Genomic DNA, 24,056 nt, shown 5'->3' on the forward strand with positions numbered 1-24,056 from the left:
GCACCAGGAGACGGACCGCGACGCTTCGAGACCGCCCCGGACGGCGGGCGATCGTGGCCGTCATCGGGCGTCCAGCAGGGCACGGGTGAGGGAGGGCATGAGCAAGACGGTAGGTCCGCCGTCGCGACATCGGCTATGCGCACTCTATGAGTCACCAATGAAACCCGAACCTCGTCATCGCATAGACATCTCATAGGAAGCTCATCGAATCGGCCTAGGCGAGCGTTGTTGTGTCGTCGTCATGGTCAGCACCTCCTCCCTCACCCAGTCCATCTCCCGGCGCGGGATCCTCGCCGGGATCCCCCTTGCCGCCCTGGTCCTCGCGGGCTGCACGGCCAACGGATCCACCTCCACCGCGACCGGCACCGCGACAACCGCACCTACGGGCACTCCGGCGGCCGCCGGATCTGTCGCTGCGCTCGCACAGGCGTTCCAGGCGTCCCTCAGCGCTGAGCAGCAGGCGACGCTCGTGCAGAGCTACACCCTCACCAACGCCGAACTGTGGTCGAACTTCCCCCAGGCGCTCCTCAGCGGAATGGGCGGCGGAGCGGCCGGCGGCGCCGGCGGTGCACGTCCGTCCGGCGCGTCCGGGTTCCCCACCGACGCCGCTCGACCCAGCGGCGCCGCCGGCGGCGCAGGTGGAGGCGGCGCCCCCGCCGGTCTCGGCGGCGGCGCACGGCTGGGGCTGAGCATCGGGGACCTTTCCGACGCGCAGCTCGCCCTGTTCCAGTCGCTGCTGAAGGCGACCACCGGCACGGGATCCGGCGTCGGCTACGACGAGATCCAGCAGCACTTGAACGCGGACGACTACCTCGCGGACAACGGTGGCGGCGACGACTACGGCCGCTCCCAGTTCTTCGTCGCCTTCCTCGGCGTCCCCCAGGACACCGGAACGTGGGAGTTCCAATTCGGCGGCCACCACCTCGCCGTCGCGAACACCTACATCAACGGCTCCCTCGCCGGCGCGACCCCCTCTTTCCGCGGCATCGAGCCGAACGGGGACTTCGAGTGGGACGGTTCCACGAACCACCCGATGGCCGCGAAGGAAGCCGCGTTCACCGCCGCGTTCTCCTCTCTCACGAGCGACCAGCAGGCGACTGCGAAGCTCAGCGACGTCTACTCCGACCTCGTGCTCGGTCCGGGCAGCGACTGGGCGTTCCCGGCAACGAAGGAAGGCCTCCAGGTCTCCCGGCTCAGCGCCGACCAGAAGACGCTCGTTCTCGACGCGATCGCCAGCTACGTCAACGACATCTCCGACGCGGAAGCCGCCACGATCCTGGCCACCTACAAGGCCGAGCTCGATGACACCTACCTCGCCTACTCCGGATCGACCACCTTCACCCAGCTCAACGACTACTTCCGCATCGACGGCCCCTCCGTCTGGATCGAGCTGTCCCTGCAGAACGGCATCGTCCTCTCCGGCTACCACCCGCACACGGTCTGGCGCGACCACAACACCGACTACGGCGGCACCAAGTCCTGACCGCCCACCCAGTTCGGCGCTCGAAGATCACGCCTGTCCCGGCGGTGTCGGACCGATGAGAACGCGACGCTGTTGCGGCAGACCATCCCCATCGGGACGTCGTTGGCGTGGAGCCCATTCACCTCGGGCCCGGTACCGTGACCGCATGGACGACGACGACGAACGTCAAAACCTGATGACACGCACCGAAATCGTCAACGCCTACATCAGAGCCGTTGAGGACCCCGAGAAGCTGTTTCGAGTGTGCGCGAACGTCTCGGGAGATCGCGACGACGAGAGGGCAGCTGTCGCCGCAGCATTCGAGGTCAGCGACGTGGTGGCCGATGCGATTCTTGACCTGCAAGTGAGGCGCTTCACGCCGAGGTCGATCGAGCAGATGCGGAACGAACTGGCCAACTACAACCTTCGACTAGCCGAACTCGACCAACCGAAGGACGGTCCCGATACGGGCGACGAAAGGAAGACGGATGACCAACGACGTTCAACAACTCGTTGACGTGATGCTCGACAAGGCTGAAGCGGAACAGCCGAACGTCGCTCACACGATCACGGTGACGTCAGCGAATGCACTGTTCCTTCCCGTCGACGCGATGGAGCTACCTGCACGCGACGTCGAAGGGCCCGTCCGCGGGCACATCTACCGCAACTGCCTCGTGTGGGAGGAGGAGTTCCTCGATCACGTGATCCTGGTGTCGCCCGTGGTCGGACGAGACTTCGAGACGAGGCAACCACCGGCCTACTACGGGGACCTGCGCGACGGAGCCATCGGCCCCATCCCTCCGCCCCCGTCGAAGAGTGAGTAGAGGGGGCACCTCTTTCAGGGTCGGCCACAGCCGAGGGCAGGGGTGTCAACACGATCCGACCCGCTGGACGATCCCCTTACGAAACGGTTCAGCGGCGCCCGCGTCGCGTATGCAGGCGACCTTGAGCATCTGAATGCCCACGGTCGTCTGCACGAGTGCCGCGGCGGCACCAAGAGTCGTGCAGGGGACCACGAGGAACGACACGGATTTTCAGTGTCCGCACTCCTCTGCACGAGCGCTTTGCGCCCCGCGATTGCGAGGGTGTCAATCGACACTCGGCCGTCGACGTCGCACTCTGCACCTGGTCGACGTGGCGACGTCGGCCGGCGCTGCGCGAGCGTCCGGATAGCGACCGGCTACCGGTCGGCTCCCTCGAGACCGTGACTCCCCGGAACGCACGCAGGAGAAAGGGCCCTCAAGCAACCCGAGTGGCAACTTCGTCAAAAAAGTCGTCGTGTGCCGTTGCGCGACCGCCGCCTGCCTACGCGGACCGTCATTCGGATACGCGCACTCTGACCGGAACGCCTCGACCCACGGCTCGCGTGCTTCCACCAGACTGTTGGACGTGACAACTGGATCCTCGAGCAGCGAGCACTTCAGATCTTGGCTCGCCGTGATCATCTCCTTGGCCGCGCTCATCGTGAGTTCCATCGCGTTCATCGCGCCACTTCGAGGAGCTCAGGAGGCGAAGGATGCCTCCGTAGCTGCCTTTCTCGACCGCCTCGTGGAACCGTCGGCGAGATCCACGATCACGGCCGGAGCGCGAACAGAAGCCGACTCAGCCGCAGACGAGTACACCCGGCTCCTTAGCCAGATCTGGGAGGCGTGGGAGTATTCCGAAGGAGCAGGTACCGTCGAGAAGGGGTCCTGGGAGAAGATCGAGGACGGCTATTCCGTTTGCTTTCCCAAGCTGGACCTCCTGACGTCCGGCTGCCAGAAAATGAGCGACTTTCAGTTCGCCGATGGCTCGCCCACGATCGTTCGCTTCTCAATCGATGACGTGCCGGTCGAGCGACTTGTGGACCGTACGAGGTCTTCAATCACCACCGACGACGAATCTACGATTGATGTCTGGAGTGTCGGCGTCCTGACGGATCCTAGCTTTGAGACCAAGACAGTCGTGCTGTGGACCTCGATGCGCGATGGTGAATCCCATCCGCAAGGCACGACCTACAGCCTCTCGACGTTCGACGCGCAGAACGAACGCGAAGAGTGGTTGGAGGACCCCGCCGTGCGCCTACGCGCGCCCATCGGGCGCTACGAGGCGGTACTTGGCGGCTTCCGAACGAAGGCTGAGGCCAACCTCATCTACTCTTGCTGGCTCGTTGAGCCTGCTACGTCGCCGGATTGCGTTTGGCTCAATCTGTCGTTGTGACACTGCACGTCTGCACTATCAGAATGCGTTACGGCGAAGCCGCGATGATGTCTCCCGTGACGGGAGGTGGACGCTTGCCGGCCCCTCAACGGACGCCCGCTCACTGCGGTTGGCGGGTAGACAAAGAGGGACCCTAGCCCCTCGAATCACGAGCATCGCCGTTTGGAGTAGGCGTAGCCGTCCCGGCAGACCAAGTGTTCATGCTCGCGCCGTACGTCGGCGTTGCACTAGTAGTGGCCTTCGTGACCCCGGGCATCGTGGCCGCAGTCCGGGCCACCACGACAGGCTGGCCGCGATACGCCGCGAGCGCGTGAACGTTAGCCTGCTTCCATGTTGGAGCAGTACACCCACCTCGAACCGGACGCCAACCCCGACCGGCCCCGCCCGATGGATTGGCAAACGTATTCAGACACGGTGATGCAGGAGTGGTACGCACTCCTTCTAAGCGAGCCAGAAGAATCTGCGGTACAGACGTTCTTAGAACTTCACCCGGCGATGATCCCCGGAGGGAGCGGCGACGTCGGACCTGGCGGACATCATGGATCCGATTTGGGCGCTGTTTTCACCCGCCCACGACTTAATGGTGCGGGACTTTCGTTCGAACCCGACTTCATGTGGGTCACGCGATCGTCTTCAACTATCACCCCAATTCTTATCGAGATCGAAAAGCCCTCAAAACGATGGTTTAAGATGGATGGGCGACCGACTGCCGCCTTCACTGAAGCGCATGACCAACTGAATGATTGGCGAACATGGTTTGCCAGAGATGGAAATGAAAGAATCTTTCGCGAGCAATATCAGCTCCTTGGAGACCATCCGAATCGGCCAGTGGAGCCACAATACGTCCTAATCTATGGCCGTAGTAGCGAGTTTGATTTCGGAGGCGGACACACTAATCCCGATGACCTAAATCACAAACGGAATGGAATGCGAAAAGCAGACGAGACTTTTTTCACCTTTGACTCACTGAAACCGAAATTCGAGCACAGCGATTCCATCACCCTAAGGTCGCGCGCCAAAAGCCTAGAACCAGTCGCCTTCTCACCAGTTTTCACTACCGGGCCATGGATGTCGGACGGCTCGCGCCTCCTGGGCGACCCTACAGCAGCTCTCGTACGTACGCAGCACTTAACGCAAGACCGACGTGATTACTTAGCAAAGCGAATTGCTCACTGGCAAAAAATTGACCGCGAAAGGGAATCAGGAAGAATCCGGGTTGGGATCCGGTCAGGCGGTCGAGAATAGTACAAACGGGAGAGTTTTCTTGTGGGAGTTAAACGCGGGCATATGGTGTCAAAGGGCTACATCGGAGCCTGGGCCAACGAACGGAACGTCGTTGACGTCGTTGATATTCAGGATCAGCGAGCCTTTTCCACATCCATCAACAATGCGACGGTAGTGAGTTATGTCTATGATCCAAAGGTACTGACCCTAAATTTAGAGAAAATTTATTCAGACGTTGAGGACGCCGGCATCCCCGTGATCGTTAAGCTACGCGAGGGAGCACAAGAACTTACCGACCGCGAGCGCGCCGCGATGATTGCTTTTCTCGACATGCATCTTGACCGCGGTCGTTACGCGAATCAAACGAAGCTTCGAGCGCCGGCTTTGGTGTTTAAAACCGAAGGTGAGGTCGAGGAGGAGGAGCTACACCTTGGCGACATACTGCTGCTATCCCAGTATCTTCCGGAGGTACTGAGGCTCAAGACACTTGGGCTCAATCATTGGGTGTGGAGTGTGTGGCCTGTGGATATCATCCTCGCGACCGGAGACGGGGCGGTACTTCTTTGGGCACCAACGAAAGGCGAGGAAATTTGCACGGTCTCGTTCCCTCTCTCTCCAAGCCAATTGCTTGTGATTGGTCAGGACCTGCCCGATGAAGTGCTTATAAATTACCGCATGGCGGAGAACAGTAAGCGTTGGATCCTCGGGGAGCCCGGATCACTCAACCTCGACTGGCCCGACGCCCCGAGAGAGGGGCCAGCGGTGTCCTCGTCGGAATGACCCATATCGGCAACACGATTGGTCAGGCGAATACATGTAGGCGCCCTCGCCGCGCAGCTTCTTACCCCTCCCGCAGCAGCGCTCGAACTTGCGCAAGCGGAAGTTTCGTCGCGTCAGCGATCTCATGCTCGTTCACTCCGAGAATCACCGCTGAACGGAGAGCCGACGCGGCGCTTTCTTTGGCGACATCGCTACGTGCCCGCGTGCGAAGTGTCACCACTTCCTCGGCGGCTCGAGCGAGAGCTGCTGTTGCAGCCTCGGTCAGCACCCTGGGCTGAGTGCTCAAATCGATCCGCCACGACTCGCGAGGCGGTGCGGGCAGGTCGGTCATGAGCCGAAGCTACTCACGATCGAGCTGAGGTGACGATCGCGTCCTTCGCGTCCGGTCGGAAAAGTTTGAGCTGAGGTGGACGGATCGGACTCCTGCGGGCATGTACCTGGTGACGGCACACTTCACCAGGAGGCATCATGATCGATCCGCTCGACACGAAACTCGGCGCCGCGGGCCGCGTGCCCACCGATGACGCTCACGTGAGAGAAGCCCTTCACGCTCTCGTTGCCGATCGGGCCGCCCCTGCGAGGTCGCGCCGCCGACTGCTGCCCGCCGTCTCCATCGGCGTGACGATCGTGATCCTCGGGGGTACCGCTGCGGCCGCGTCGCAGTGGGGTCCGTGGACGTGGGTCACGGACCCGGACCTCGTGTACTCGCGGGAGTGGTTCGACGTCGACGGCAACAGCCTTGGAAGCTGCGAGACCCGCACGTCGCTCGATTCCCTCACCGACGACCAGAAGACGGCCGTCCGGGACTATGTGGACGCACTGGACGTCGACGCTCTCCAGCCGAGCCCGGAAGCCGTCGCCGGCAGGCTCCTGGCAGCCGGGCGCCCCGAAGATTTCAATCGCCTCCTTTCCGGCGTCGACACCACCGACTTCGAGCTCTATCACGAGGGTGAGCTGTGGACCGGACAGGTGTCCGATGACGCCCGGATCATGCAGGACGGCCTGTCACAGGTCGTCTGGAACTCTCTCGCGGGAGAGTTGACGGCGCAGTGGCCCGACCTTGTGAACACCTTGCAGGGCAAGCAAGAAACGCAGTGCATCACCGACTCGCTTTACCCCAGCGCACCGTGACGCGACCGCACGTCGAGAGCGTCCTCGCGGCAGTCGCACCCGACCTGCTCGGCTACTTCCTGCGCCGCACCACCGATCCTGAGGATGCTGCCGATCTGGCGGGTGAGACGCTAGCGGCAGCGTGGCGATCCTCGCGCCGCATGCCGAGCGGACCCGAAGAAGCCCGAATGTGGGTGTTCGGAGTCGCCCGCAACACGCTGCACCACCACACGCGCGGGCGGGGCCGACGCGACGCTCTCACCGCCGCTCTCGGTCACGCGATTATTCAGGTCGAAGCGGAAGCGGACCACGACGGTCTCGACGTTCGGTTGGCCGTCGCGAAACTGCCCACGGACCATGCCGAACTGGTCCGACTCGTGCACTGGGACGGATTCACGCTCGAACAGGCAGCCACACACCTCGGCATCCCCGCCTCTACAGCTCGGAGCCGACACGCGCGCGCGAAAGCGCTCCTGCGCAGCCACCTCGCGATCCCTGCGGAAGGGATGAACCAACAGCCCGGTCAACGAGCCCGCCGCGAGGCGCAGGATCGCTCTGCGGCAGACTTGTAGAGGGGCGGCGACTGTCGGACGGTGCCGTCGGAGGGGAAGGTGGGTTGTCGTGGTTGATGGGCACATGTCTGCGCGGAAGGTGGAGCAGATCTACGACAACGACCTACCTTCACTCTTCGGTGAGGAGGAGACCGCAAGCCCAGTTCCACCGGTCGAACCGATGATGACGGAGGCGACCCGGGGTCAGGTTAGGCAGGCGTTCGCGAAGCTCGGGATCACGGGCGCTAGGGAACAGTTCGAGGTCGTCGCTGAGCTGACCGGTCTGCGGATCAGTTCGGTGCGGGAGCTGACCCAACGGCAGGCACAGACCCTCCTCATCAGCCTGAGCCGTCGCGTCGAGACGGCTGGCGCACGACGAACCGGGAACGCCTGGGCCGACCGCGACGAAGACACCTGGATCGACAAGCTGTAGATCGAAGAAGCGTTCGAAGGTGTGTTCGTTTCTGGGGCTCGACGAGAGGCCTCCATTCGGCTACCGTCGTAGAGACGCCACGCGGCGTCGGCGTCATTTCGAGGAGTCAGGCCACATGGACACTGCACGATCAAGCTCGGCCGGCCGCTCCTCGGAGACCCCTACGCCCCTGTTCGGAACAGCTAGCGTCGGGTCTCTCGAGTCATGGGAAGCGAAGCTCGCGGCGCCGACGATCAAAGTAGTGAACGGCGATGCCCGAGATACGAAGTTGCCGGACAACTTCACTGACCTGATCGTGACGTCGCCTCCGTACTGGAACAAGCGCGACTACGGCCACGTCGACCAAATCGGTCTCGAAGCCACACCGGAGGCGTACGTCTCCTCGATCATGGATTGCCTGGACGAGTGGAAGCGCGTCCTGCGCCCCAGCGGATCGATCTTCCTCAACGTCGGCGACACCTACTACCGCCGGTCCCTCGTCGGCATCCCGTCTCGCATCGAGGCGAAGGCCATCGACGCTGGCTGGGCCGTGCGCAACCGCATCATCTGGGCCAAGGAAGGCGGAATGCCAGATCCCGCCCGCGATCGGCTGGCGAACCGCCACGAGTACATCATTCACCTCACCTACAAGCCCAACTACTACTACGACCTCGTGGGGTATTCGGCCGAGATGGGAAACGGAGCCAACCCCGGCGACGTGTGGACGATCAACCCGGAGCGCAACATGGGCGCTCACCTCGCGCCGTACCCGCAGGAGCTTGTGCGTCGCGCCGTGCTCCTTGGTGCACCGAAGCAGGTCTGTGCGACCTGCGGGACTGCACGTCGCCGGGTGGTCGAGCGCACTCGTGAACTTGACGCGTCCCGACCTCAGGCGAAGCGGGCGATGGAACTCGCAGATGCAGCCGGACTGACGGACGAGCACATCCGGGCGATCCAGGCGACTGGGGTGTCCGATGTGGGGAAGGCGACGAAGTTCCAGACGGGCACCGGCCGCAACACGCTCGAAGTGCAGCGGCTCGCGAGCGAGGCGAAGCAGGTGCTCGGCGGTTACTTCCGCGAGTTCACGTTCTCGAAGAAGAAGACAACCGGGTGGACCGACTGCGGTCACGGCACTCCGGGTCGTGGTGTCGTCCTGGACCCGTTCATGGGAACAGGAACGACGTTGAAGACCGCTGCCGCCATGGGCCGTGACGCCGTGGGCGTGGACCTGGTGCCCCTGATGGATGCGCCCGAGTCCCCCACGTGGGTTGGGCCTACGAGGTAATGCCGAGAATCGCTCCGACCTGACGAGCGAAGTGCTGATCTTCTGCGTCGAGGTCAGCTGCGGCGAGGTCGTATCGGTAGTCGAAGACGGACACTGCTCCGACATCGCCGATGAGGTGAAGTCCGCCGGCATGCTTGTCGGTTTTCGGGTGCACGAGGAGAACGTTGGTCGTCCCGTATCGCGTGGCGTAGGTCACTGCTTGGTTAACCTCGGAGCGCTCGGGCAGCGTGCCCTTCATGAGGGTGTTTTTCAGCTCCGCGACCAGAGGGATGGTTCCGTCGTCTCGCTGAAACACGATGTCGGGCGTGGCGTTGGGTGACGTTTCCGTCTTGACGAGGGCCACATGGTTCACTCCGTCGAGCACACGGGGGATGTCCGGGCTCTGATAGAGCGGGATCTTCCCGTCTTTGTTCCCGTCGAGAATGCTGACAGGCCAGCTGCGATCCGTGGCGACACGGTGGAGCGTGGTGCGGACGTACGCTTCGAAGAGGTCGCCCATATTGAGAAGCATCGAGGGCAGTTTCACGTCACCTGTGCCCTCGTCGAGCGAAATTCCGCGATCGGTCAGGACGGCGACGGCGAGGCGAAGCGGTTCGCGGTAGTAGGTCCGCGACGCGGGAGGTTCGGCAAGCCCAGCCACGACTGGATCCTCTAAGTACCTTTGCTGAGGATCAATCTCGACGTCCGTGAAAGCGCGCAGCAGGCTCGCCAGTAGGCGGACGCGACGCTGGCTGTCTGCTATACCGCGTCGGGGGCCGACGTACCGTCTGTGCAGCTTCGAGAGCGCTGCTTTCAGGCATCGGTTGTAGGCGTTGTCTGTGGTGCGTTCGAACCACGAGAACTCCGCTTTGGTGGTGATCCCGCGGGCAGCGAAGTGGCGGACAGTGTTGGCAATGTCGAGATGGCCATGGGGGCGGGACCCGCTGTCCGTCTTGCGGATGTAGGTCCGATAGAGGCCTCGGTTGCGGATTTCGTCACAGTGGCGGATGAGGGAATCGGCGTAAATGTCGAGCACCCAGTCCGAGACGGTCGAGGCTGTCGTGTAGGTGCGGAGCGCATCGAGGGCGAAGGCTTCGTAGCCGCTGCGTTGCACCATCCGCGTGAGGTTGGACATCGGTGTGCGCGGTGTGATGCGCAGGACGATCTGGTCGTTGATCGGCACGATTCCGACGATCCCGCCGGCTTGCAGTCTGAGTTCAGATCCTTTGAAATCGACCGTGAAGGCATTGAGTTTGGCGACGGATTCATAGATATCGAGCTTGCCGTCGGGTGTCATTATTTCGTCGCGCTGTACCGGGATGAAGCCGTACTCGCGACACTCCCGCATGCGCGGAGCGGCGGAGGTTCCAGGTGTCACGCGGCGTCGTCTGGCCCGGCAGGGTCATCGGCCTGCTGCGGACCGCTTTCGTTCACCTGGACGCCGGCGAAGATGGTTTCCCACCTGGATTCAACCTGACGGCGCGTCTCGGGGTCGAGGCGGAAGGCACGATCCACAGCGAACTGGAGTTGGTACTCCCACACGTCGCGGAGTGCCGCCGGCCCGTCGACGTTGATGAAGTACGCGTGACCGATTGCCGCCGCTGGGTTGTCTCGCGACATCCCGTTGACCAGGTGGAACCATCCCAGAACCTTGCTCCTCAGAGGGTCGGTGACACCTCCGAGATCGAGGATCTCTTCGAGGGCGGCGCGGTCCGGGTCGATCTTGATCTTCGCGAATCGGCGCTCGAACGCGGCATCGACCTCGTCGACACCCCTGTCGATGGGGTTCATGGTGGCGAGGATTTCGAGGTTCTCGGGCACGCGCAACGATTCGCCGGAGGCGAGCGCGACTTCGAGGCCGCGCTTGCTGCGTTCGACGTAGGTGAGCGCTTCACCGAATACCCGAGCTGCATCGGCGCGGCTCAACTCGTCGATGACCAGCACGTAAGTGTGCTCCGGGTCTTTAGTTGCGGCTTCGCAGATTCTCTTGAAGATGCCCGGCTTCCGGTCAAAACCGCCCCCGGGAGCCGGCACGAAGCCTTCCATGAAGTCGTCGTACTGGTAGGACGCGTGGAACTGAACGAACCGCACTCGGGCCTTGTCGCCGGCTAGCGCCTCAGCAATCTGTGAGGCGTAGAAGGTCTTCCCGGTTCCGGGAGGTCCGGTGAAGATGACGCCACCGAAGGTAAGAAGCAGGCGTCGGACGAGAGCGAGCTTCGGGTGATCTGCTGCCATCCGAGGCGCGTCGGGTGCGTTCGACGCGTGCGTCGCCTGGAGCGTCGCGTCGACGCCGATGCCGAGGTCATCAGCTGTGAGGAGGCGCACTCGGGGTACGAGTTGAACGACAGCAGCCATCACTCCACCTGCTCTTCGAGGAGAGGTTCGAACCACTGGAAGTCGGCTGAGGGTGCGGACGAATCGAACAAGCTCTCGAACTCCTCGTCGTCGCCGAACTGGAAACGTCTGCGGAAGGCGGTCACGGCGTCACCTGGTTCAGGAAGGGGATCGCCCATTCCGGGGCCTCCGTTGCCTCGGCGCCAGCCGTCGTCCACTTCGATCGGCAGCGGGAGTCTCGTGATGAATCCCGGTCCGACTCGGCGACGATTCGGGTCTTCGACGGGGTTGAAGGATCGCACCCCAGGGGATTCCGGGGTCGGCTGGTACGAATCGCCTGGCGAGTCCGTTTCGGAGATGCGGAACCCGAAGTTGCGGAACAGGTACACGCTCAGTGGTACCACCGGGGCGCGGTGGCCGTAGAGAAGGGCATCTAGCGCTCGAACGGCATGATCCTCCGGCAGGACGTAGGTGTCCCCATCTACGAGAAAACCTGCGGTCCTACGGATCGAGCTGGGAGCGAAGCTCCCCGCCAAGTTGTCGTTGAACCAGTACACGGACCCGTCACTGTCTCTATTCCAGAGAGGACGGTAGTTCGGCTTTTTTGGCGGTCCGCCGGGAATTTCGAGGAGGGGACGCAGCTCAGACCATTGCGGATCGAACGGCCCGTCGCGCCTCCAGCGACGGTGGACCTGCAAGTAGGCAAGGAAGTGGGGATGGATCTTGCGCTTGCCCAGTGTCGCGATCGCCCATTTGACGGCGTCGACCGTGAGCACGAACGTCGGGCTGCCGGCTGCATCTACCATCGACATCTCACTATGCCAGAGCAGCGAACGGGCTCCCCCGCCTACGTTTCCAATGACGTCGATCAGGAGGATGCCGCAGACGCGTCAGCGGAGTCGGGTGGGGCTCGACCGGTGTGGGTCTGTGACTGTGCAAGAGCCGTGCCAGACGACTAGCCGCAGCTCCTGACCGATTTGGCTACCCACGGAGGCCGAATGATTCGCTACCCGCGGGGGCGACGGGCGGTGCTGTTCGCGTCGAGTTGGCGTTCGACGTCAGTGACGATCGCGCGGGCGCGCTCGGCCTGCGCGCGGAGGGGTGCGACGCGGGCACTGGCGGGCTGGCTGTTGTAGCGGGCGTTCTCCTCCGCGTTGTCGGCCTGGTGGTCCGCTTCGCTGGCGAACTCTCGCAGTGCTTCGGTGACGATGTAGTAGTCGCCATCGTTTGCGAGGTTGAGCAGCACGGGCTCGAACGACGGGCGTGTGGTGTCGGTCATCAGGAGGCCTCGACGTACGCGGCGGCGGCTTCGCGGAGGATCTGGGACTTGCTGACGCCGCGACGCTTGGCGAGCTGGCTGATCTTCTGGTCGAGGGGCTTGGTTGCGCGGACCTTCCACATGGGACCGGCCGCCTCGTCGGCGTCGAGCCGGGGCCGGCCGCGGGCGATCGTCACGGCGTTCTCGAGAGTGTCGGCGCCGGTGGCTGCGAGCAGCGCGTCGCGGGCGGCGTCCGCCGCAGCGGCGCCGTGCAGCGCCGTTCCGGGAACGGGGGCGAGCAGGCCGCGCTCAGCGCGGTCCGCGAGGTCGTTGTAGTCAGTCATGTCCCTCTCCTTCGTTCAGCAGGTGCCGGTACAGGTCACTGAGCGGCATCACGTGGAAGATCGTCAGGGTGCGCGGTGGGCGCATCGCGGCGATCACTTCGATGTAGCGGCCCGTCTGCCCGTGAGGGTGTCCGACGTAGACCGTCGTCACCTCCCCCGGCCGTCCCTCGACCTGCGCGGCACCCTCGGCGTGAGTCATCGCGTAGAGCGCGTCCTCGTGTGAGATGCCGTGCTTGTCGGCGCTGGCTGGCCACTCAACTCCCATGAATAAAGCGTACCACAATAATAGGGCCACAAGGCTTTTCTTGGTCAAGTTCCCACATGCCAAGAATCAGAGCGCTCGTGGAATCACCGGCGCGAGAGAATGCGCGACTGCTAGAAAGGAGACGATCACCCTTACTTACTTGGAGACACACTGATGGCGCAAAAGATCACTCTTGTCGATGACCTGGACGGCTCTCCTATCGAGGGTGACGGTGGAACCGTGACCTTCTCCGTCGATGGCGCGAACTACGAAATCGATTTGTCGGCGGAGAACACCTCGAAGCTGCACTCGGTGTTCGAGAAGTACGTCGACGCCGGCCGTCGCGTGCGCCGCGACGGCAACGCCGGCTCGTCGGCTCCTGCCCGCGCGAAGAGCGATCCGGAGCGCCTGAAGGCGATCCGGGAGTGGGCGGCGAAGAACGGTCACAACGTCTCGGACCGCGGCCGCATCTCCGCCGAGGTCCAGAAGGCCTACGACGACACCCACTAGGGCGGCGTCTACCCTGGCACTCATGGCGAGAGGCGCGACGGTGGCAGTGCACGATTCCGGCAGCAGCGACGGGCGGTCCTGGCTCGCGCGTCTTTTCCGCCGGCCGCCCGCGGAACCGCTGCCGGCGCCCCCCGCTCGCGTTCCGCGGGCGCCGCAGACGCCGGAGCAGATCATCGCGCAGTACACGCGCATGGTGCAGGGATTCGTGGACGATGACCCCACCCAACCGCCGGGCGCGGTGTTCGTGTGCGGCGTGGGTCCAATGACGGTCAACGTCGACGGCGAGGGCCGCGTGGCCCTCACCCCGCGCGCCTCGATGAGCTGACCGTCACCGCACCTTCCATGGACTCTGCAGAACAGTGGAGGCGTGGGGGTCAGTCTCAGTCCTGAGTGAAAGAGTGAGGCATGGCGACTCCCCGCACTCCCTTGGCGCGAGCTGCGCTGATCAGTAACGGCATGGTCTGGTTCGGCCTGTCGCTGATGTTCGCGAGCATCGCCGGTGAACAGACCTACGCCGCGTTCACCGGTGAGTGGTTCAACGTCCTCGGCTGGGTCCTCCTCGTCGTCGTCGCGATCGGCCTGGCCGTCGTCGGCGTGATCGAGAACCGGAACATCCGCGCGGGCAAGAAGCGCCGGCAGCGCCCCTGAGACGTCCCCGGCTTCGTGCAGCCGTTCTGCGCGGGCTGGGGGGTCGAGGGGGCTCTCCCCCGCGTGCGGGCCGGCCCGTTTCGGGTCGGCCCGCACGCGCTCGCTCAGAGCATGTACAGGTGATATCCGACCGCGACGCCCTCGCGGAGCGGGCCGAAGGTGTCGGCGTAGTCCTGCGTCTCGTGACTGTTGCTGATGAGGTCGAGCGCGACGCGCTCCTCGTCGCTCTCGTCGCTCATCTCGTCGGGCTCGTTCTCCCACTCGCGGAGCACGCGGTGTCCGGCGTCGGTGACGCGGAAGAGCGCCCAGAATCCGGCGAACGTGCCGACGCTCTCGCGCTTGAACACGAGAGCCGTGGCGGTGGGCCAGGCGTGCCGGGCGGCGGCGGTGAGGAGCACGCGCACGGCGGCGCGTAGCGCTCGGGCGTCGCCGGTCTCGGCCGCGGCGTTCACGGCGTCTTGCGCGGCGCGCAGCTCGGCGGTGTGTCCCCACACGTCGGCGGCGGCGGGGGTGCTGCTGGTGGTCGTCATGGTGTGGCCTTTCGATGAGTGGAGGATCGCGGGAAGGGGGCGGGGGGCCGACCCGGAGGCCGGTCCCCCGCCGGATCAGGCGTCCTCGTCCTCGGCGTCGGCCTCGTCGCCGTCGAGGATTTCCGCGATGCGGTGCGCGGTCGTCAGCACCCGCGCGGCGGTCCCTCGGATCACGTCCGCGTCGCAGTTGCTCCACCCCGCGATGTAGCCGACGCTGTACGCGCTCGTATCGAACCCCACGAGCCCAGCGACGACGAACGCGACCCCCTCGGCCTCGGTCTCCATCAACCCGCGGTGCTGCGCGTACTCCTCCAGGTCGTCCACGTGACCCAAGAGAATGTGCGCCGTCTCGTGGATCAGGGTCTTGGCGGCCTGCTCCGGCGCGAGGGTGTCGCCGACGACGACGGTGCGGTCCTCGGGGCGGGCATAGCCGCTCGTTCCCTGAGGGAGGGTGCGCCGCTCGACGGTCCAGTCCTCGGCCTCGAGAAACGCGCTCAGCGCCGCGATAACGCCGTGATCCTCGGTGCCAGTCAGCGGCCGGGCGATGTCGCGGGGGTCCTCGGCGCCTTCCATGAGGTCGGTCTGTTCGATCGCGAATACCGACACGAGCGGGTAGTAGGTCTGGACCTTCTGCCCCTTCTCGTCGGCGCTCGTCGTGGCGCCCTCCTCGGGCTCCTCGTCGGCGTCGATCTTCCGCTGAGCGAAGCCAAAGATCTTGATCGCCTTCTCGCCCTTCCGCACCTGACGGCCCTTGCCCTGCCACGCGCGGAACCCGGCGACCGCGGACGCGTCGGGACGCTGCGCGAGGATCAGGAGGAGGTTGCCGAGGCTGTAGCGGTGGAACGAGGACGCGAACGAGAGGAACCGGCGCCAATGGTCGGAGTCGCGCAGCGCCTCGACCTGCTCGGTGATGCTCTCGTGCAGCGCGGCGGCCTGCTCGCGGCGCTCCTCCGGGGTAGTCCGCGGGGTGCGCTTCTTGGTGGCGGTCTTGCGGGTGGTGGTCGTGCGGGTCATGGCGGTTCTCCCTGTGCGAGGATCAACGCGACGGGTCCCGTGGTTCTAAGCCAACTACGGGGCTTTCGTCTTGTCTGATCGTTTTTTTGTGCCTCTCCGGCGGGAAGAACCGCTTGAGTGGAGGCGGCGGAGTGACGCCTGTTCCGAACGAAATAAGGGAGCTTGCGACCGCGTTCGGAACAGGTGGCACGGAGCCGCCGGAGCGAAATAGGTTTGTACCGCGGAGAGGAACAAAAAACCGCGGGGCAGCGCCGCGCAGCGGCTCCCAGTCGCCGCAGGCGATGCGCGCAAAGCGCGCCCCGCCCCGCGGGCGGAGAACCGGGGAGGGTGAGGGGTCGGCCCCTCACGGGACGGCAACGCCGGCCCTCCCCCACAGAATCCGCGCCCGAGCCAGCAGATACAGGTACCTGTAGAGCTGTAGAGCCGCTGTCGATACCGAACGGGACGATGGAGACATGTGGGAGCTGGCACACCGGACGCGCGCGGAATCGGCATCGACGGTGGTGCACAGCAACGCGGCGACCAGCGCTGACGCATTGCAAAAGTGCGCGCGGCGATCCTGGAAGGTCACGTCATTTTGTACGTGCTCAGGGTCGAGGCCAGCTCGAAGTAGGGGCTTCTCTCGTCTACTCGGCCGCGGGGGCGGCGCTGCGGCGCGGGGTGCGCTGCGCGGCCGTCGTGACGACGGCCGTCGCGCGGGTGAGGCTCGGGCCGATGGCATCGGCTTCGATGACGCGGCCGTAACGCTTCTTCTCGCCCTCACCCCAGGAGACGGTGTGCTCGTAGCCGACGACGATCACGGCGTCGCCCTTGTGGAGGGAGGCGAGCACGTGCTCGCCGAGCTCGAACTTCGCTTCCACGAAGTGCGTCGTCGGCGCCTCATGCGCGGTCCACTCTCCGCCGCGGAACTCGCCGGTGTTCTCGATCACGCGCAGCTTCACGATCTGCACGCGGCCCGCCTGCACGGCCTCGGGGTCGGTGGCGAGGTTCCCGGTGATCGTCCTGGTGCTCATTTGGCGTCTCCTGCTCGTGCGGTTCGTGGGTCGTCCCGTCGACGTCGACGGGGAGGCGTTCGGGGTGTCCTGCTCTGGTGCTTCCGTCTCGATACCCCAGGACGCTAGTGCGGCGGCTCGGGTGACCGTGTCGGGCGGCTCGGACAGCGCCCTGCGCTGTTCGAGCTCGGCGCGCGTCACGGCATAGGCCGGGAGACGCCGCTCGTCGCCGTACGCGATCCGGTAGTACCGATCGGCCTCGTTCTCCAACCAGTCGACCTCGCCCTGCCGATCGGCCTGTCCGGCGAGGTACCCGGCCCGGTAGTCGTCGCTCGAGGCGTCCGGGCCGGTCACGCTGCGTGCTTCTCGATGAGGTCGGGGCGGAAGCCCGACCAGTGGTCCTCGTCGCTCGCGACGACCACCGGGGCGGCGGAGTAGCCCAGCTCCTCCGTGATGTATGCGAGAGCGGCGGGATTGGTTGTGATATCAACGGTGGTGTATTCGATGCCCTTCTTCTCGAGCACCCGATAAGTCATGGTGCACTGAACGCACGAGGGCTTGGAATAGACGGTCAAAGCCATGACGACTCCTCCTGATAGAACTCCATGTGCGCTTCGAGTTCTTCGACGTTTTTCTCGTCGTAGTGTGCGTCGATCCACCATCCTGCCGCATCGCGCTCCCCCGCCTTGGTGAGCATCTGTGCGATCACGTTGACCTTCTCGCAGGAGAGCGTGGGCGAGACGGTCGTCGCCACGGAGATGTTCGCGAGGGCCGCCGTGTAGGAAGCGCCTGCGGCGAGGAACGCCGTCACCGCCTCGTCGTAGTCCGCCTCGGCGGCGAGGTAGTTCGTCACGGCGTCGGCCTTCTGCTGCTCGGTCATCGGTCCGATCCTCCCGGGGTGTGGTGAGCGTCGCCCTCGTCGTCGTCGTCGGTGGCGTGCTCCGCAATCCACAGGTCCGCGGCCTCTCCCCTGCCTGCGGCTCGCAGGAGTCCGGCGAGGGCGTCGACCTCACCACAGTTCAGCCGCGCTGCGACATCCCCGGCAAGGTCCCAACTCGCAAATGTGTCCAGGAACGCCGCCAGAGTCTCCTCAACGCTCGGCGCCGGTGCGGCGGGCTCCGCTCCCCCAGCTTCAACAGCGGGCGTGAGAAGGGCGATCAGCGCTTGCGCGAACGGGGACCCGTCCTGCTCGATCGCCAGCGCTCCGGGCGCGGCCGTCCCGGGCAGGCAGAGCGTGTTGCGGGCGTCCTGGAGGATTTCGGCGTCGGTGGCGGTGTCGTAGTGCGCGCTGGCCGCGCGCTGCGTGGTGCAGATGAGCGCGAGCTGCTCAGGGGTGGCCTGGCCTGTGGGCGTGTTCGACATGATTCCCGCTTCTCCGGAACGACACCGGGCCTCTCACCTAATGGTGGCCTGGCTTATCCCTTGTCTGATCGTTTTTTTGTGCCTCTCCGGCGGGAAGAACCGTTTGAGCGGAGGCGGCGCAGTGACGCGCATTCCGGGCGGAATAAGGGAGCATCGCGACCGCGTTCGGAATGCGTGGCACGGAGCCGCCGGAGCGAAATAGGTTTGTACCGCGGAGAGGAACAAAAAACCGTGGGACAGTGCCGCGCAGCGGCTCCTTGTCGCCGCAGGCGATGTGCGCCAAGCGCACCCCCGCTTGGGCGGGAAGACTGGGGAGCGCGAGGGGATGCCCCTCGCGGCCGGCCCAGAGTCGGCCATTTCCGCCTCATTCGACGGGCTTTCTCGGTTGTTCGGGCCGTAGGTCAGTTGCGGCGGAGGTCGTCGTTGTCGGCGAGAAGCGTGGCTGTCTGCAGGAGCAGAGCGGCCAACCTTGCGTCGACGTCGTCGTAGGCGTTTGCGACGTCCTGCAGGGTTCGTCGAGTGGACGGTTCGAGCCGCGCGCGCGGGTGGTTATCGACCGGTGCTTGTCCGGTTCGTTGCCGGTCCGCAGTGATGGCCGACATCGCGCGGGTGGTGAGTGGTCCGTGCGGGTTGAGCCATCCGTGTTGATCGATCGCCGGGAGCAGGACCGGTGCGACTCGCCAGTCGTCGGCCACGTCGGTGTCGCAGTCGTGCGTATCGGTGAAGAGGGTCGGGTCGAGGATTTCGCGGACGGTGTACCGGAACCCCAGCGCTGCTGGCCCGAGGACGCGCAGCCAGCGGGTGACTACGCACCGCCAACACGACACGGCCTCCGCCGACTTCTGGACAGGGACGCCTGCGACTGTGATGTCAGCGCCGGTGACGATGTCCGCCTCGGTGATCGTTCGCGCATGCCCTCGGGTGAGGTGGAGCTGATCGAGCAGGAGCAGCAGGAACGCGTCGCGGCGGCCGACTAGGCCTACCGGGTAGCGGGTCAGAGGCAGGGCTGCGACTGCTTCGGCCGGGGTGATCCATCTTGCGCCGGCGCGGATCGGTCGTGCGAGTTCCGTAGGCGGGACAGGGAATGCTGCGTGGAGGAGCTCGTGGGCGGCGCGAAGGGCGCGCACTCGCCCGACGGCCGTGGACGGGGCCGCGGGAACCGCGGCGAAGAACCGCCCCAACTGAACGATCGACGCCGGCGCGGGACTCGCACCGACTGCGTCGCACCAGTCCGTGTACAGCTGCCAATGCGCCCGACTGGACACCGGCAACTGCTCGAGGACGTGGTCGGGGGTCATAGTCCGAGGTCGTTGACAGCGTTCCCGGTGAGCGGATCACGCTCGCGCGCGTAAATCTCCACTGTCGCCGGGGATCGGTGTCCGGTCTGCCGCATCACAGCATGCGTACTCGCCCCGTGCCGGAGCGCTTCGGTGACGAATCCGGCGCGGAGGGAGTGGGCGCTGTACTGCTCAGGGTCCAGGCCGACCGCGGTCACGCGGCGTTTGACGATGAGGTTTACCGACTGCGCCGACAACGCATTTACGGTCGGCAGACCGGTCTTGTGCATCCGCCGCAGCAACGGCGCCTCCCCCTCCAGAGTAGGGATGCTGGTTCGGCACACGTGCACTGCGGGGTCGTCGGTACACAGCACCCGCATCACCGCGCTGCGCCCCGTCGCGCCCGCGGCGAGAATCCGCAGCCACCGCACCCACGCGCACGCCGCGCATGTGAGTGGTTCCCGGCCGTAAGGAATCGCTTTGACGAGGCCTTTCCCGGTCTGGTCGGTCTTGGAGCGGCGGATCCGCAGATGCAGCCCGTCCTCCTTGTGTCGGGTGACGTCGGAGATGCGCAGGTCGATGAGTTCAGTGCGGCGAAACGCGCCAGCCCAGCCGAGCAAGATCACCATGCGGTCTCGAACCCCGGTCGCTCCCGCAGGCCATGTCGTGACGTCGATGCGGTCCAGGACCGCCTGCACGTCCGTGAGAAGCAGGGGGTCCGCTCGACGCGGGGGTCGCAGCCGCTCCCGACGGATGCCCTGCAGAGTACGAGCTACCAGGGCGCTGTGGCCGGGAAGTGGGAGGTTCTGTTCCGCGTGCGCAGCGTTGATTGCGGACAACCAGCGGGCCATGGAGGCCGGGGCATACCGCCACTTCCCTGCGGTCGTGAGGATCCCGGCTCGGTCGGCGAGGTACTCCGCGACCGTCTCCGGTGATGCTGGCAGGTGCGGACGGCCGTTCGCGGCGCACCAGGACACGAACGCCCGCAGGTCCGACTCGTACGCCCGCCGCGTGTTCCCCGCGATCGACGCATCACTCAGCTCCGACACCGCCGCCGACACCGGCACCACGGCTCCAGCCGGCACCTGCTCCGGTACTGAAGTCGCTACCGGTTCTTCGAGCATTTTCTGCGGAAGCGTCATGACCGGGGCACCCCCCACACCAGGCACGCCCGACAGTTCACATCTCGACGATCCGGCCCGCTGACCGGATCAGGGCAGGAACCGGTATCGGTATGCGGGAGGCGGCCGTCCGCGATCTGCTCGAGGACACGCACCCGCTCCAGCAACTCCGGCACACTCGAACGCAGAACCCTCGTCGCCTGCAAAAGGACACGCCAATTCGGTTCACCGTCCCCGTCAAACCATTCAGCAGACCGGACCTCGTCTATCTCGGCCGCAAGCGCGTCGACGTCCGGCGGAAAGGCCAGGATGCCCTCGAACGGGCCCTCCAACTGATCCGACACCGACACGACACACCTCTCCCGAACCAACGCTCGCAAACACGGAACAGTTCGCCAACTTCCCTACTAGCGATTACACCATCCGCAGGCACCAACGCCGAGTAAGCGCGCACCCGTGTCGGTCGCGCTTTTCCGCACCTAGCATTCCCAGGCGTAAAGGGCAAAGCGCGGCATGCTGTGGAATACGTCAATAGACGTGCGTTACAGTCGTGACGCTATTTCTTGAACTTGTAGGAGGTTCCCATGGCTCAGAAAGTCACTCTGGTCGACGACATCGACGGCACCCCCCTCGACAGCGACGGAGGCACCATTCGCTTCGGCATCGACGGCGCCAACTACGAGATCGACCTCTCCGCGAAAAACACCCAGAAGCTGCACGACGCTTTAGAAGACTTCGTCACCAACGCCCGCCGAGTTCGCGGCAACGGCGGGACCGCTACTTCGTCGACCGCGAAGAAGGGCGACCCGCAGCGCCTGAAGGCCATCCGCGAATGGGCCAACGCCAACGGACACACCGTGTCCAGCCGCGGACGCATCCCCACCGAAATCCAGGACGCCTACGACGCCGCGAACTGACGACAGCCGCTTAGCGCCGGATTCGGGCACACCACGAGGGGTGCTGGTGCGTGGAGGATGCCACGTGCGAGGGTGAGCGCCTACGCGGCTTCCTCGTCATAGAGGTCGAGTGCTCCGGTGTCTGTGAGGTCGTGGTCGCATCCGCGGGCGGCGTGGGCGATCACGAGCGCGAACGCGACCTCGAGCGCGTCGCAGTCCCGCAGCAGCATCCGAGCTTGTCCAGGCGCACACCACGTTTCCGTGCGGTAGACGCCAGGGCTCCCGTCCTCCACCCAGAACGTGATTCGAGCGAGGACCGGGCTGAGTCGCCGCCTGCGAGCGACCCACCGATTCGAGTGCGTTCGTTCCAGAATCACCCGCACCACCACCCTCAGTCCCCTACCGTCTGGACTCATCGTCACAGGCGCAGGTTTCGACGGTCTTACGGGCGGCTGACGATCATCTGCGGGTGGCTAGCGAATGGGCCTCCTGAACTGGCCCAACACCTTTGACCGCGTTGAGGCAGTGACTGGGTGAGGATCGGATCACCTGCTCGCGCCGTGGTCACACGCCCCAGTTTGCCTCGGGCCACACAGCGTGACCGCCTCAGTTGCCAGTGATGACACGACGACCTCGAAGAGTCATAGCTACTTCGCGGCGGCCTTGAGCTTGGTGCCGGCCGAGACCTTGACCGAGTGGCCGGCCGCGATCTGGATGGTCTCGCCGGTCTGGGGGTTGCGGCCGGTGCGCGCGGCGCGGGAGGTGCGCTCGATGGCGATCCAACCGGGGATGGTGACCTTCACGTCGTTGGAGACGGAGTCGGCGAGGGTGGAGAAGAGCGAATCGAGGACGCCGTTGACGGCGGCCTGGCTCTGGCCGGAGTCCGCGGCGATCTTCGCGACGAGCTCGGTGCGGTTGAGCGACTTGTCAGCCATTGGAGTGTCCTCCCAGGACGTTCGCGCTGTTGAGAACAGCTAGTGGTTGTGGATCGTCCTCGGCCGGGGACGGACTCCCTCAACCGGTCGGACCGTCCGTAACCTACCCCTCGGGCCAGACCCCCGGCACCTCGCGCTGGGTGAGGCCCAAGGCCTAGCGTGAAGACGCACTGTCGAGCTTCCCCCCTCGCTCCGGTGCAATGCTCCCGGCCGGGCCGCCGCCCGGCCGGGAGTACTCCTCCGCACACAGAAGCCCTCCTGGCACACGCTGCAGCTCAGAATGGACCTCCCAGGCCCTTCTTCGCCCTCAGAATTGACAGAATGCACTTCGCGCCCTAGTAGCGGTAAGCGCAATTATCATTGCGTCGAGTTCCTAGGCATGAAGCGAGAGCAACCACTGGGTGCCTGTGTCAGGAGCCTCGTCGACCGTCTCGGGCTCGAGCGCCCCAGTACTCGCGAACCGCAATCTCGATCACCGACCGTTGCGTCAGTCCCTGCTCGTCTGAAGTTGCGTCGATGAGCTCAGAAATGTCCTGAGAGATTCGGGTAGAGAACGGAACGGTCAGCTCCCTCCCCCGTGGCCTACCTCGTCGAGACGGCGTAGGGGCGGGCGGCTCGAAGGACGGAGATGCCACCACCGGAGGTCGATCCAGGTTCCGCACATCGCTTGTAGACGCGGCGGCATTCGAGGCACCAGGAGCGGGCTTGGTCTGGTAGTCGACAGGATCGATCGATTCGTCAGGCGCTGGCGTCGGACGACGGCGCTGCAGTGACGCCGGCCGATCCTCGATCTCGCTCATCGGATCACCTTTTCCACGATTTCTGTGTACGCAGCAAGGACAGGGGCTCCCTTTCGATAGTTGCCGTACCATTCCCCAACCAATCGCACTTCTGGGACGATCGCGCGGTCCGGAACGAGCGGAGTGAGCAAGAGGCCTGTAGCCCGTAGCTCTTCGATGCTCGCTACTGCAGGTCGGCTCATGATCGTTTCTTTTACACCACCTACTACGATCCCGGCCTCGGTGATCGAAGCGGGAGCGCCGAGACGACGACGGTTGATGCGAAACTGCTCAATCGTTCTGCGAGCCCCCTCTACCCCGTCGACGCCGTCTCCGCTAGGTGTCGCCGCGTAGACGACCGTATCTGCCGCGTTCAGCGCCGCAAGCGTTAGGGGTCCGCCTTGCCGATTAGGACAGTCGATGACGACAAGGTCCGCGTCTAGGCCCAGGAGGGATACTTTCAACCTGATTTCAGCGTGATCGGCTCGGTCAGCTTCGCGATTAGAAACCGATCGGGCGGAAGGAATCACGCGCAAGTTATCGTTCCACGAGCTGCGGACAGCCAGGTCTTGAGCCCAACCCTCTGGATCAGAGTCTCCGAGGATTGCCCCCACGTGCAGGCCCTCCCCCGCCGGCGCAACATTGAGCCACTTCGTCGTCGCTGCGCGTGGATCGAGGTCGATGAGCAGAACCCGTTTCCCCTTCGTCGCGGCAACCATCGCCAGGGACACGGCCGTCGTGGTTTTGCTGACCCCGCCTGATTCGCTGTACACCATGACTACCTGCATGCAGTCCATCATACACGCATGT

Annotated in this window: 33 protein-coding genes; 14 read left to right on the forward strand and 19 right to left on the reverse strand. The window is 64.8% G+C overall.

What is annotated here, in order from left to right:
- The first annotated feature begins 241 nt into the window (after positions 1–241).
- The 6 genes from IOC53_RS14190 (at position 242) to IOC53_RS14215 (ending at position 5,665) form a co-directional block, all read left to right on the forward strand.
- On the forward strand, positions 242–1,483 hold the full coding sequence (locus tag IOC53_RS14190) for a DUF3500 domain-containing protein (protein ID WP_207406675.1): 1,242 nt from the start codon (positions 242–244) through the stop codon (positions 1,481–1,483).
- A 145-nt stretch (positions 1,484–1,628) separates the two neighbouring features.
- Positions 1,629–1,979, forward strand: coding sequence for a hypothetical protein (locus IOC53_RS14195; RefSeq protein ID WP_207406677.1), 351 nt, complete (start codon positions 1,629–1,631; stop codon positions 1,977–1,979).
- Entirely contained in the window at positions 1,951–2,286 is a 336-nt protein-coding gene (locus IOC53_RS14200; RefSeq protein ID WP_207406679.1) for a hypothetical protein, read from the forward strand. The genes IOC53_RS14195 and IOC53_RS14200 overlap by 29 nt, the downstream gene beginning before the upstream one ends.
- A gap of 565 nt (positions 2,287–2,851) precedes the next feature.
- Positions 2,852–3,661, forward strand: coding sequence for a hypothetical protein (locus IOC53_RS14205; protein WP_207406681.1), 810 nt, complete (start codon positions 2,852–2,854; stop codon positions 3,659–3,661).
- Positions 3,662–3,991: 330 nt separating this feature from the next.
- Positions 3,992–4,906: a Shedu anti-phage system protein SduA domain-containing protein gene (locus IOC53_RS14210; protein ID WP_207406682.1), complete on the forward strand. Its 915-nt coding sequence runs from the start codon at positions 3,992–3,994 to the stop codon at positions 4,904–4,906.
- 21 nt (positions 4,907–4,927) lie between these two features.
- Positions 4,928–5,665: a DUF4238 domain-containing protein gene (locus IOC53_RS14215; protein WP_207406683.1), complete on the forward strand. Its 738-nt coding sequence runs from the start codon at positions 4,928–4,930 to the stop codon at positions 5,663–5,665.
- A gap of 61 nt (positions 5,666–5,726) precedes the next feature.
- Here IOC53_RS14215 and IOC53_RS14220 read toward each other — a convergent pair whose 3' ends face one another.
- Complete coding sequence (locus tag IOC53_RS14220) at positions 5,727–5,996, reverse strand: hypothetical protein (RefSeq protein WP_207406684.1); 270 nt, start codon at positions 5,994–5,996, stop codon at positions 5,727–5,729.
- 137 nt (positions 5,997–6,133) lie between these two features.
- On the opposite strand from IOC53_RS14220, the gene IOC53_RS14225 reads away from it, so the two are divergent.
- The 4 genes from IOC53_RS14225 to IOC53_RS14240 all read left to right on the forward strand — a co-directional run bounded on the left by IOC53_RS14225 (position 6,134) and on the right by IOC53_RS14240 (position 9,023).
- Positions 6,134–6,796, forward strand: coding sequence for a hypothetical protein (locus IOC53_RS14225; protein WP_207406685.1), 663 nt, complete (start codon positions 6,134–6,136; stop codon positions 6,794–6,796).
- On the forward strand, positions 6,793–7,347 hold the full coding sequence (locus IOC53_RS14230) for an RNA polymerase sigma factor (RefSeq protein ID WP_207406686.1): 555 nt from the start codon (positions 6,793–6,795) through the stop codon (positions 7,345–7,347). Before IOC53_RS14225 ends, IOC53_RS14230 begins: the two co-directional genes overlap by 4 nt.
- Before the next feature lie 49 nt (positions 7,348–7,396).
- Positions 7,397–7,759 carry a hypothetical protein gene (locus IOC53_RS14235; protein WP_207406687.1) on the forward strand — a complete coding sequence of 121 codons (363 nt, stop codon included), beginning with the start codon at positions 7,397–7,399 and terminating at the stop codon, positions 7,757–7,759.
- Between the two features lie 241 nt (positions 7,760–8,000).
- Positions 8,001–9,023, forward strand: a complete 1,023-nt coding sequence (locus tag IOC53_RS14240; RefSeq protein WP_307786208.1) for a site-specific DNA-methyltransferase — start codon at positions 8,001–8,003, stop codon at positions 9,021–9,023.
- Here the strand turns inward: IOC53_RS14240 and IOC53_RS14245 are convergent.
- The 6 genes from IOC53_RS14245 to IOC53_RS14270 form a co-directional block, all read right to left on the reverse strand.
- On the reverse strand, positions 9,013–10,380 hold the full coding sequence (locus tag IOC53_RS14245) for a hypothetical protein (protein WP_207406690.1): 1,368 nt from the start codon (positions 10,378–10,380) through the stop codon (positions 9,013–9,015). The two genes, IOC53_RS14240 and IOC53_RS14245, sit on opposite strands and share 11 nt — an antisense overlap.
- Positions 10,377–11,357, reverse strand: coding sequence for an McrB family protein (locus IOC53_RS14250; protein WP_207406692.1), 981 nt, complete (start codon positions 11,355–11,357; stop codon positions 10,377–10,379). The genes IOC53_RS14245 and IOC53_RS14250 overlap by 4 nt, the downstream gene beginning before the upstream one ends.
- Positions 11,357–12,142 carry a hypothetical protein gene (locus tag IOC53_RS14255; RefSeq protein ID WP_207406693.1) on the reverse strand — a complete coding sequence of 262 codons (786 nt, stop codon included), beginning with the start codon at positions 12,140–12,142 and terminating at the stop codon, positions 11,357–11,359. The genes IOC53_RS14250 and IOC53_RS14255 overlap by 1 nt, the downstream gene beginning before the upstream one ends.
- Before the next feature lie 200 nt (positions 12,143–12,342).
- Positions 12,343–12,615, reverse strand: coding sequence for a hypothetical protein (locus IOC53_RS14260; protein WP_207406695.1), 273 nt, complete (start codon positions 12,613–12,615; stop codon positions 12,343–12,345).
- Positions 12,615–12,938, reverse strand: a complete 324-nt coding sequence (locus tag IOC53_RS14265) for a ribbon-helix-helix domain-containing protein (RefSeq protein WP_207406696.1) — start codon at positions 12,936–12,938, stop codon at positions 12,615–12,617. The genes IOC53_RS14260 and IOC53_RS14265 overlap by 1 nt, the downstream gene beginning before the upstream one ends.
- A complete protein-coding gene (locus IOC53_RS14270) occupies positions 12,931–13,203 on the reverse strand; it encodes a hypothetical protein (RefSeq protein WP_207406697.1) in 273 nt (90 codons plus the stop codon). Before IOC53_RS14270 ends, IOC53_RS14265 begins: the two co-directional genes overlap by 8 nt.
- A gap of 153 nt (positions 13,204–13,356) precedes the next feature.
- On the opposite strand from IOC53_RS14270, the gene IOC53_RS14275 reads away from it, so the two are divergent.
- The 3 genes from IOC53_RS14275 to IOC53_RS14285 all read left to right on the forward strand — a co-directional run bounded on the left by IOC53_RS14275 (position 13,357) and on the right by IOC53_RS14285 (position 14,340).
- Positions 13,357–13,692 (forward strand): Lsr2 family protein, encoded by a 336-nt coding sequence (locus IOC53_RS14275; protein WP_207406698.1) that lies wholly within the window; start codon positions 13,357–13,359, stop codon positions 13,690–13,692.
- A 40-nt stretch (positions 13,693–13,732) separates the two neighbouring features.
- Positions 13,733–14,017: a hypothetical protein gene (locus IOC53_RS14280; RefSeq protein ID WP_207406699.1), complete on the forward strand. Its 285-nt coding sequence runs from the start codon at positions 13,733–13,735 to the stop codon at positions 14,015–14,017.
- A gap of 80 nt (positions 14,018–14,097) precedes the next feature.
- Positions 14,098–14,340 carry a hypothetical protein gene (locus IOC53_RS14285; RefSeq protein WP_207406700.1) on the forward strand — a complete coding sequence of 81 codons (243 nt, stop codon included), beginning with the start codon at positions 14,098–14,100 and terminating at the stop codon, positions 14,338–14,340.
- Positions 14,341–14,444: 104 nt separating this feature from the next.
- On the opposite strand, the gene IOC53_RS14290 is transcribed toward IOC53_RS14285, so the two are convergent.
- From IOC53_RS14290 to IOC53_RS14330, 9 genes are all read right to left on the reverse strand, one after another.
- Complete coding sequence (locus tag IOC53_RS14290) at positions 14,445–14,870, reverse strand: hypothetical protein (protein ID WP_207406701.1); 426 nt, start codon at positions 14,868–14,870, stop codon at positions 14,445–14,447.
- A gap of 75 nt (positions 14,871–14,945) precedes the next feature.
- On the reverse strand, positions 14,946–15,884 hold the full coding sequence (locus tag IOC53_RS14295; protein ID WP_207406702.1) for an ArdC-like ssDNA-binding domain-containing protein: 939 nt from the start codon (positions 15,882–15,884) through the stop codon (positions 14,946–14,948).
- A 626-nt stretch (positions 15,885–16,510) separates the two neighbouring features.
- Positions 16,511–17,230 (reverse strand): single-stranded DNA-binding protein, encoded by a 720-nt coding sequence (locus IOC53_RS19515; RefSeq protein WP_207406704.1) that lies wholly within the window; start codon positions 17,228–17,230, stop codon positions 16,511–16,513.
- Positions 17,227–17,457 carry a glutaredoxin-like protein NrdH gene (gene nrdH / locus IOC53_RS14305; protein WP_207406706.1) on the reverse strand — a complete coding sequence of 77 codons (231 nt, stop codon included), beginning with the start codon at positions 17,455–17,457 and terminating at the stop codon, positions 17,227–17,229. The genes IOC53_RS19515 and nrdH overlap by 4 nt, the downstream gene beginning before the upstream one ends.
- Entirely contained in the window at positions 17,448–17,756 is a 309-nt protein-coding gene (locus tag IOC53_RS14310; protein ID WP_207406708.1) for a hypothetical protein, read from the reverse strand. The genes nrdH and IOC53_RS14310 overlap by 10 nt, the downstream gene beginning before the upstream one ends.
- A complete protein-coding gene (locus tag IOC53_RS14315) occupies positions 17,753–18,238 on the reverse strand; it encodes a hypothetical protein (protein ID WP_207406710.1) in 486 nt (161 codons plus the stop codon). Before IOC53_RS14315 ends, IOC53_RS14310 begins: the two co-directional genes overlap by 4 nt.
- A gap of 401 nt (positions 18,239–18,639) precedes the next feature.
- Complete coding sequence (locus IOC53_RS14320; protein WP_207406712.1) at positions 18,640–19,536, reverse strand: hypothetical protein; 897 nt, start codon at positions 19,534–19,536, stop codon at positions 18,640–18,642.
- A complete protein-coding gene (locus tag IOC53_RS14325) occupies positions 19,533–20,657 on the reverse strand; it encodes a site-specific integrase (protein WP_207406714.1) in 1,125 nt (374 codons plus the stop codon). Before IOC53_RS14325 ends, IOC53_RS14320 begins: the two co-directional genes overlap by 4 nt.
- Positions 20,654–20,986 (reverse strand): hypothetical protein, encoded by a 333-nt coding sequence (locus IOC53_RS14330; RefSeq protein ID WP_207406715.1) that lies wholly within the window; start codon positions 20,984–20,986, stop codon positions 20,654–20,656. Before IOC53_RS14330 ends, IOC53_RS14325 begins: the two co-directional genes overlap by 4 nt.
- 234 nt (positions 20,987–21,220) lie before the next feature.
- On the opposite strand from IOC53_RS14330, the gene IOC53_RS14335 reads away from it, so the two are divergent.
- Positions 21,221–21,553 carry an Lsr2 family protein gene (locus IOC53_RS14335; RefSeq protein WP_207406717.1) on the forward strand — a complete coding sequence of 111 codons (333 nt, stop codon included), beginning with the start codon at positions 21,221–21,223 and terminating at the stop codon, positions 21,551–21,553.
- An 80-nt stretch (positions 21,554–21,633) separates the two neighbouring features.
- Here the strand turns inward: IOC53_RS14335 and IOC53_RS19270 are convergent, their stop codons facing one another.
- From IOC53_RS19270 to IOC53_RS14345, 3 genes are all read right to left on the reverse strand, one after another.
- Entirely contained in the window at positions 21,634–21,762 is a 129-nt protein-coding gene (locus IOC53_RS19270) for a hypothetical protein (RefSeq protein ID WP_278250079.1), read from the reverse strand.
- A 417-nt stretch (positions 21,763–22,179) separates the two neighbouring features.
- Positions 22,180–22,467 (reverse strand): HU family DNA-binding protein, encoded by a 288-nt coding sequence (locus tag IOC53_RS14340; protein WP_207406718.1) that lies wholly within the window; start codon positions 22,465–22,467, stop codon positions 22,180–22,182.
- A gap of 796 nt (positions 22,468–23,263) precedes the next feature.
- The gene (locus tag IOC53_RS14345) at positions 23,264–24,034 is read right to left on the reverse strand and encodes a ParA family protein (protein WP_207406720.1); all 771 of its coding nucleotides are present in this window, start codon (positions 24,032–24,034) and stop codon (positions 23,264–23,266) included.
- Between the last annotated feature and the right edge of the window lie 22 nt (positions 24,035–24,056).

Origin of the sequence: Rathayibacter sp. SD072, from assembly GCF_017355185.1 — a bacterium.
Classification (GTDB): Bacteria; Actinomycetota; Actinomycetes; order Actinomycetales; family Microbacteriaceae; genus Rathayibacter.

Bases quoted from the DNA above. Each gene is read 5' to 3' on its own strand.
- IOC53_RS14220 (WP_207406684.1), bottom strand. From the start codon at position 5,996: ATGACCGACCTGCCCGCACCGCCTCGCGAGTCGTGGCGGATCGATTTG.
- IOC53_RS14265 (WP_207406696.1), bottom strand. From the start codon at position 12,938: ATGACTGACTACAACGACCTCGCGGACCGCGCTGAGCGCGGCCTGCTC.
- IOC53_RS14315 (WP_207406710.1), bottom strand. From the start codon at position 18,238: ATGTCGAACACGCCCACAGGCCAGGCCACCCCTGAGCAGCTCGCGCTC.
- IOC53_RS14295 (WP_207406702.1), bottom strand. From the start codon at position 15,884: ATGACCCGCACGACCACCACCCGCAAGACCGCCACCAAGAAGCGCACC.
- IOC53_RS14255 (WP_207406693.1), bottom strand. From the start codon at position 12,142: ATGGTAGATGCAGCCGGCAGCCCGACGTTCGTGCTCACGGTCGACGCC.
- IOC53_RS14270 (WP_207406697.1), bottom strand. From the start codon at position 13,203: ATGGGAGTTGAGTGGCCAGCCAGCGCCGACAAGCACGGCATCTCACAC.
- IOC53_RS14325 (WP_207406714.1), bottom strand. From the start codon at position 20,657: ATGACGCTTCCGCAGAAAATGCTCGAAGAACCGGTAGCGACTTCAGTA.
- IOC53_RS14260 (WP_207406695.1), bottom strand. From the start codon at position 12,615: ATGACCGACACCACACGCCCGTCGTTCGAGCCCGTGCTGCTCAACCTC.
- IOC53_RS14290 (WP_207406701.1), bottom strand. From the start codon at position 14,870: ATGACGACCACCAGCAGCACCCCCGCCGCCGCCGACGTGTGGGGACAC.
- IOC53_RS14190 (WP_207406675.1), top strand. From the start codon at position 242: ATGGTCAGCACCTCCTCCCTCACCCAGTCCATCTCCCGGCGCGGGATC.
- nrdH (WP_207406706.1), bottom strand. From the start codon at position 17,457: ATGGCTTTGACCGTCTATTCCAAGCCCTCGTGCGTTCAGTGCACCATG.
- IOC53_RS14195 (WP_207406677.1), top strand. From the start codon at position 1,629: ATGGACGACGACGACGAACGTCAAAACCTGATGACACGCACCGAAATC.
- IOC53_RS14345 (WP_207406720.1), bottom strand. From the start codon at position 24,034: ATGCAGGTAGTCATGGTGTACAGCGAATCAGGCGGGGTCAGCAAAACC.
- IOC53_RS14320 (WP_207406712.1), bottom strand. From the start codon at position 19,536: ATGACCCCCGACCACGTCCTCGAGCAGTTGCCGGTGTCCAGTCGGGCG.
- IOC53_RS14285 (WP_207406700.1), top strand. From the start codon at position 14,098: ATGGCGACTCCCCGCACTCCCTTGGCGCGAGCTGCGCTGATCAGTAAC.
- IOC53_RS14225 (WP_207406685.1), top strand. From the start codon at position 6,134: ATGATCGATCCGCTCGACACGAAACTCGGCGCCGCGGGCCGCGTGCCC.
- IOC53_RS14200 (WP_207406679.1), top strand. From the start codon at position 1,951: ATGACCAACGACGTTCAACAACTCGTTGACGTGATGCTCGACAAGGCT.
- IOC53_RS14210 (WP_207406682.1), top strand. From the start codon at position 3,992: ATGTTGGAGCAGTACACCCACCTCGAACCGGACGCCAACCCCGACCGG.
- IOC53_RS14340 (WP_207406718.1), bottom strand. From the start codon at position 22,467: ATGGCTGACAAGTCGCTCAACCGCACCGAGCTCGTCGCGAAGATCGCC.
- IOC53_RS19270 (WP_278250079.1), bottom strand. From the start codon at position 21,762: ATGCTGCTGCGGGACTGCGACGCGCTCGAGGTCGCGTTCGCGCTCGTG.
- IOC53_RS14335 (WP_207406717.1), top strand. From the start codon at position 21,221: ATGGCTCAGAAAGTCACTCTGGTCGACGACATCGACGGCACCCCCCTC.
- IOC53_RS14275 (WP_207406698.1), top strand. From the start codon at position 13,357: ATGGCGCAAAAGATCACTCTTGTCGATGACCTGGACGGCTCTCCTATC.
- IOC53_RS14310 (WP_207406708.1), bottom strand. From the start codon at position 17,756: ATGACCGAGCAGCAGAAGGCCGACGCCGTGACGAACTACCTCGCCGCC.
- IOC53_RS14250 (WP_207406692.1), bottom strand. From the start codon at position 11,357: ATGGCTGCTGTCGTTCAACTCGTACCCCGAGTGCGCCTCCTCACAGCT.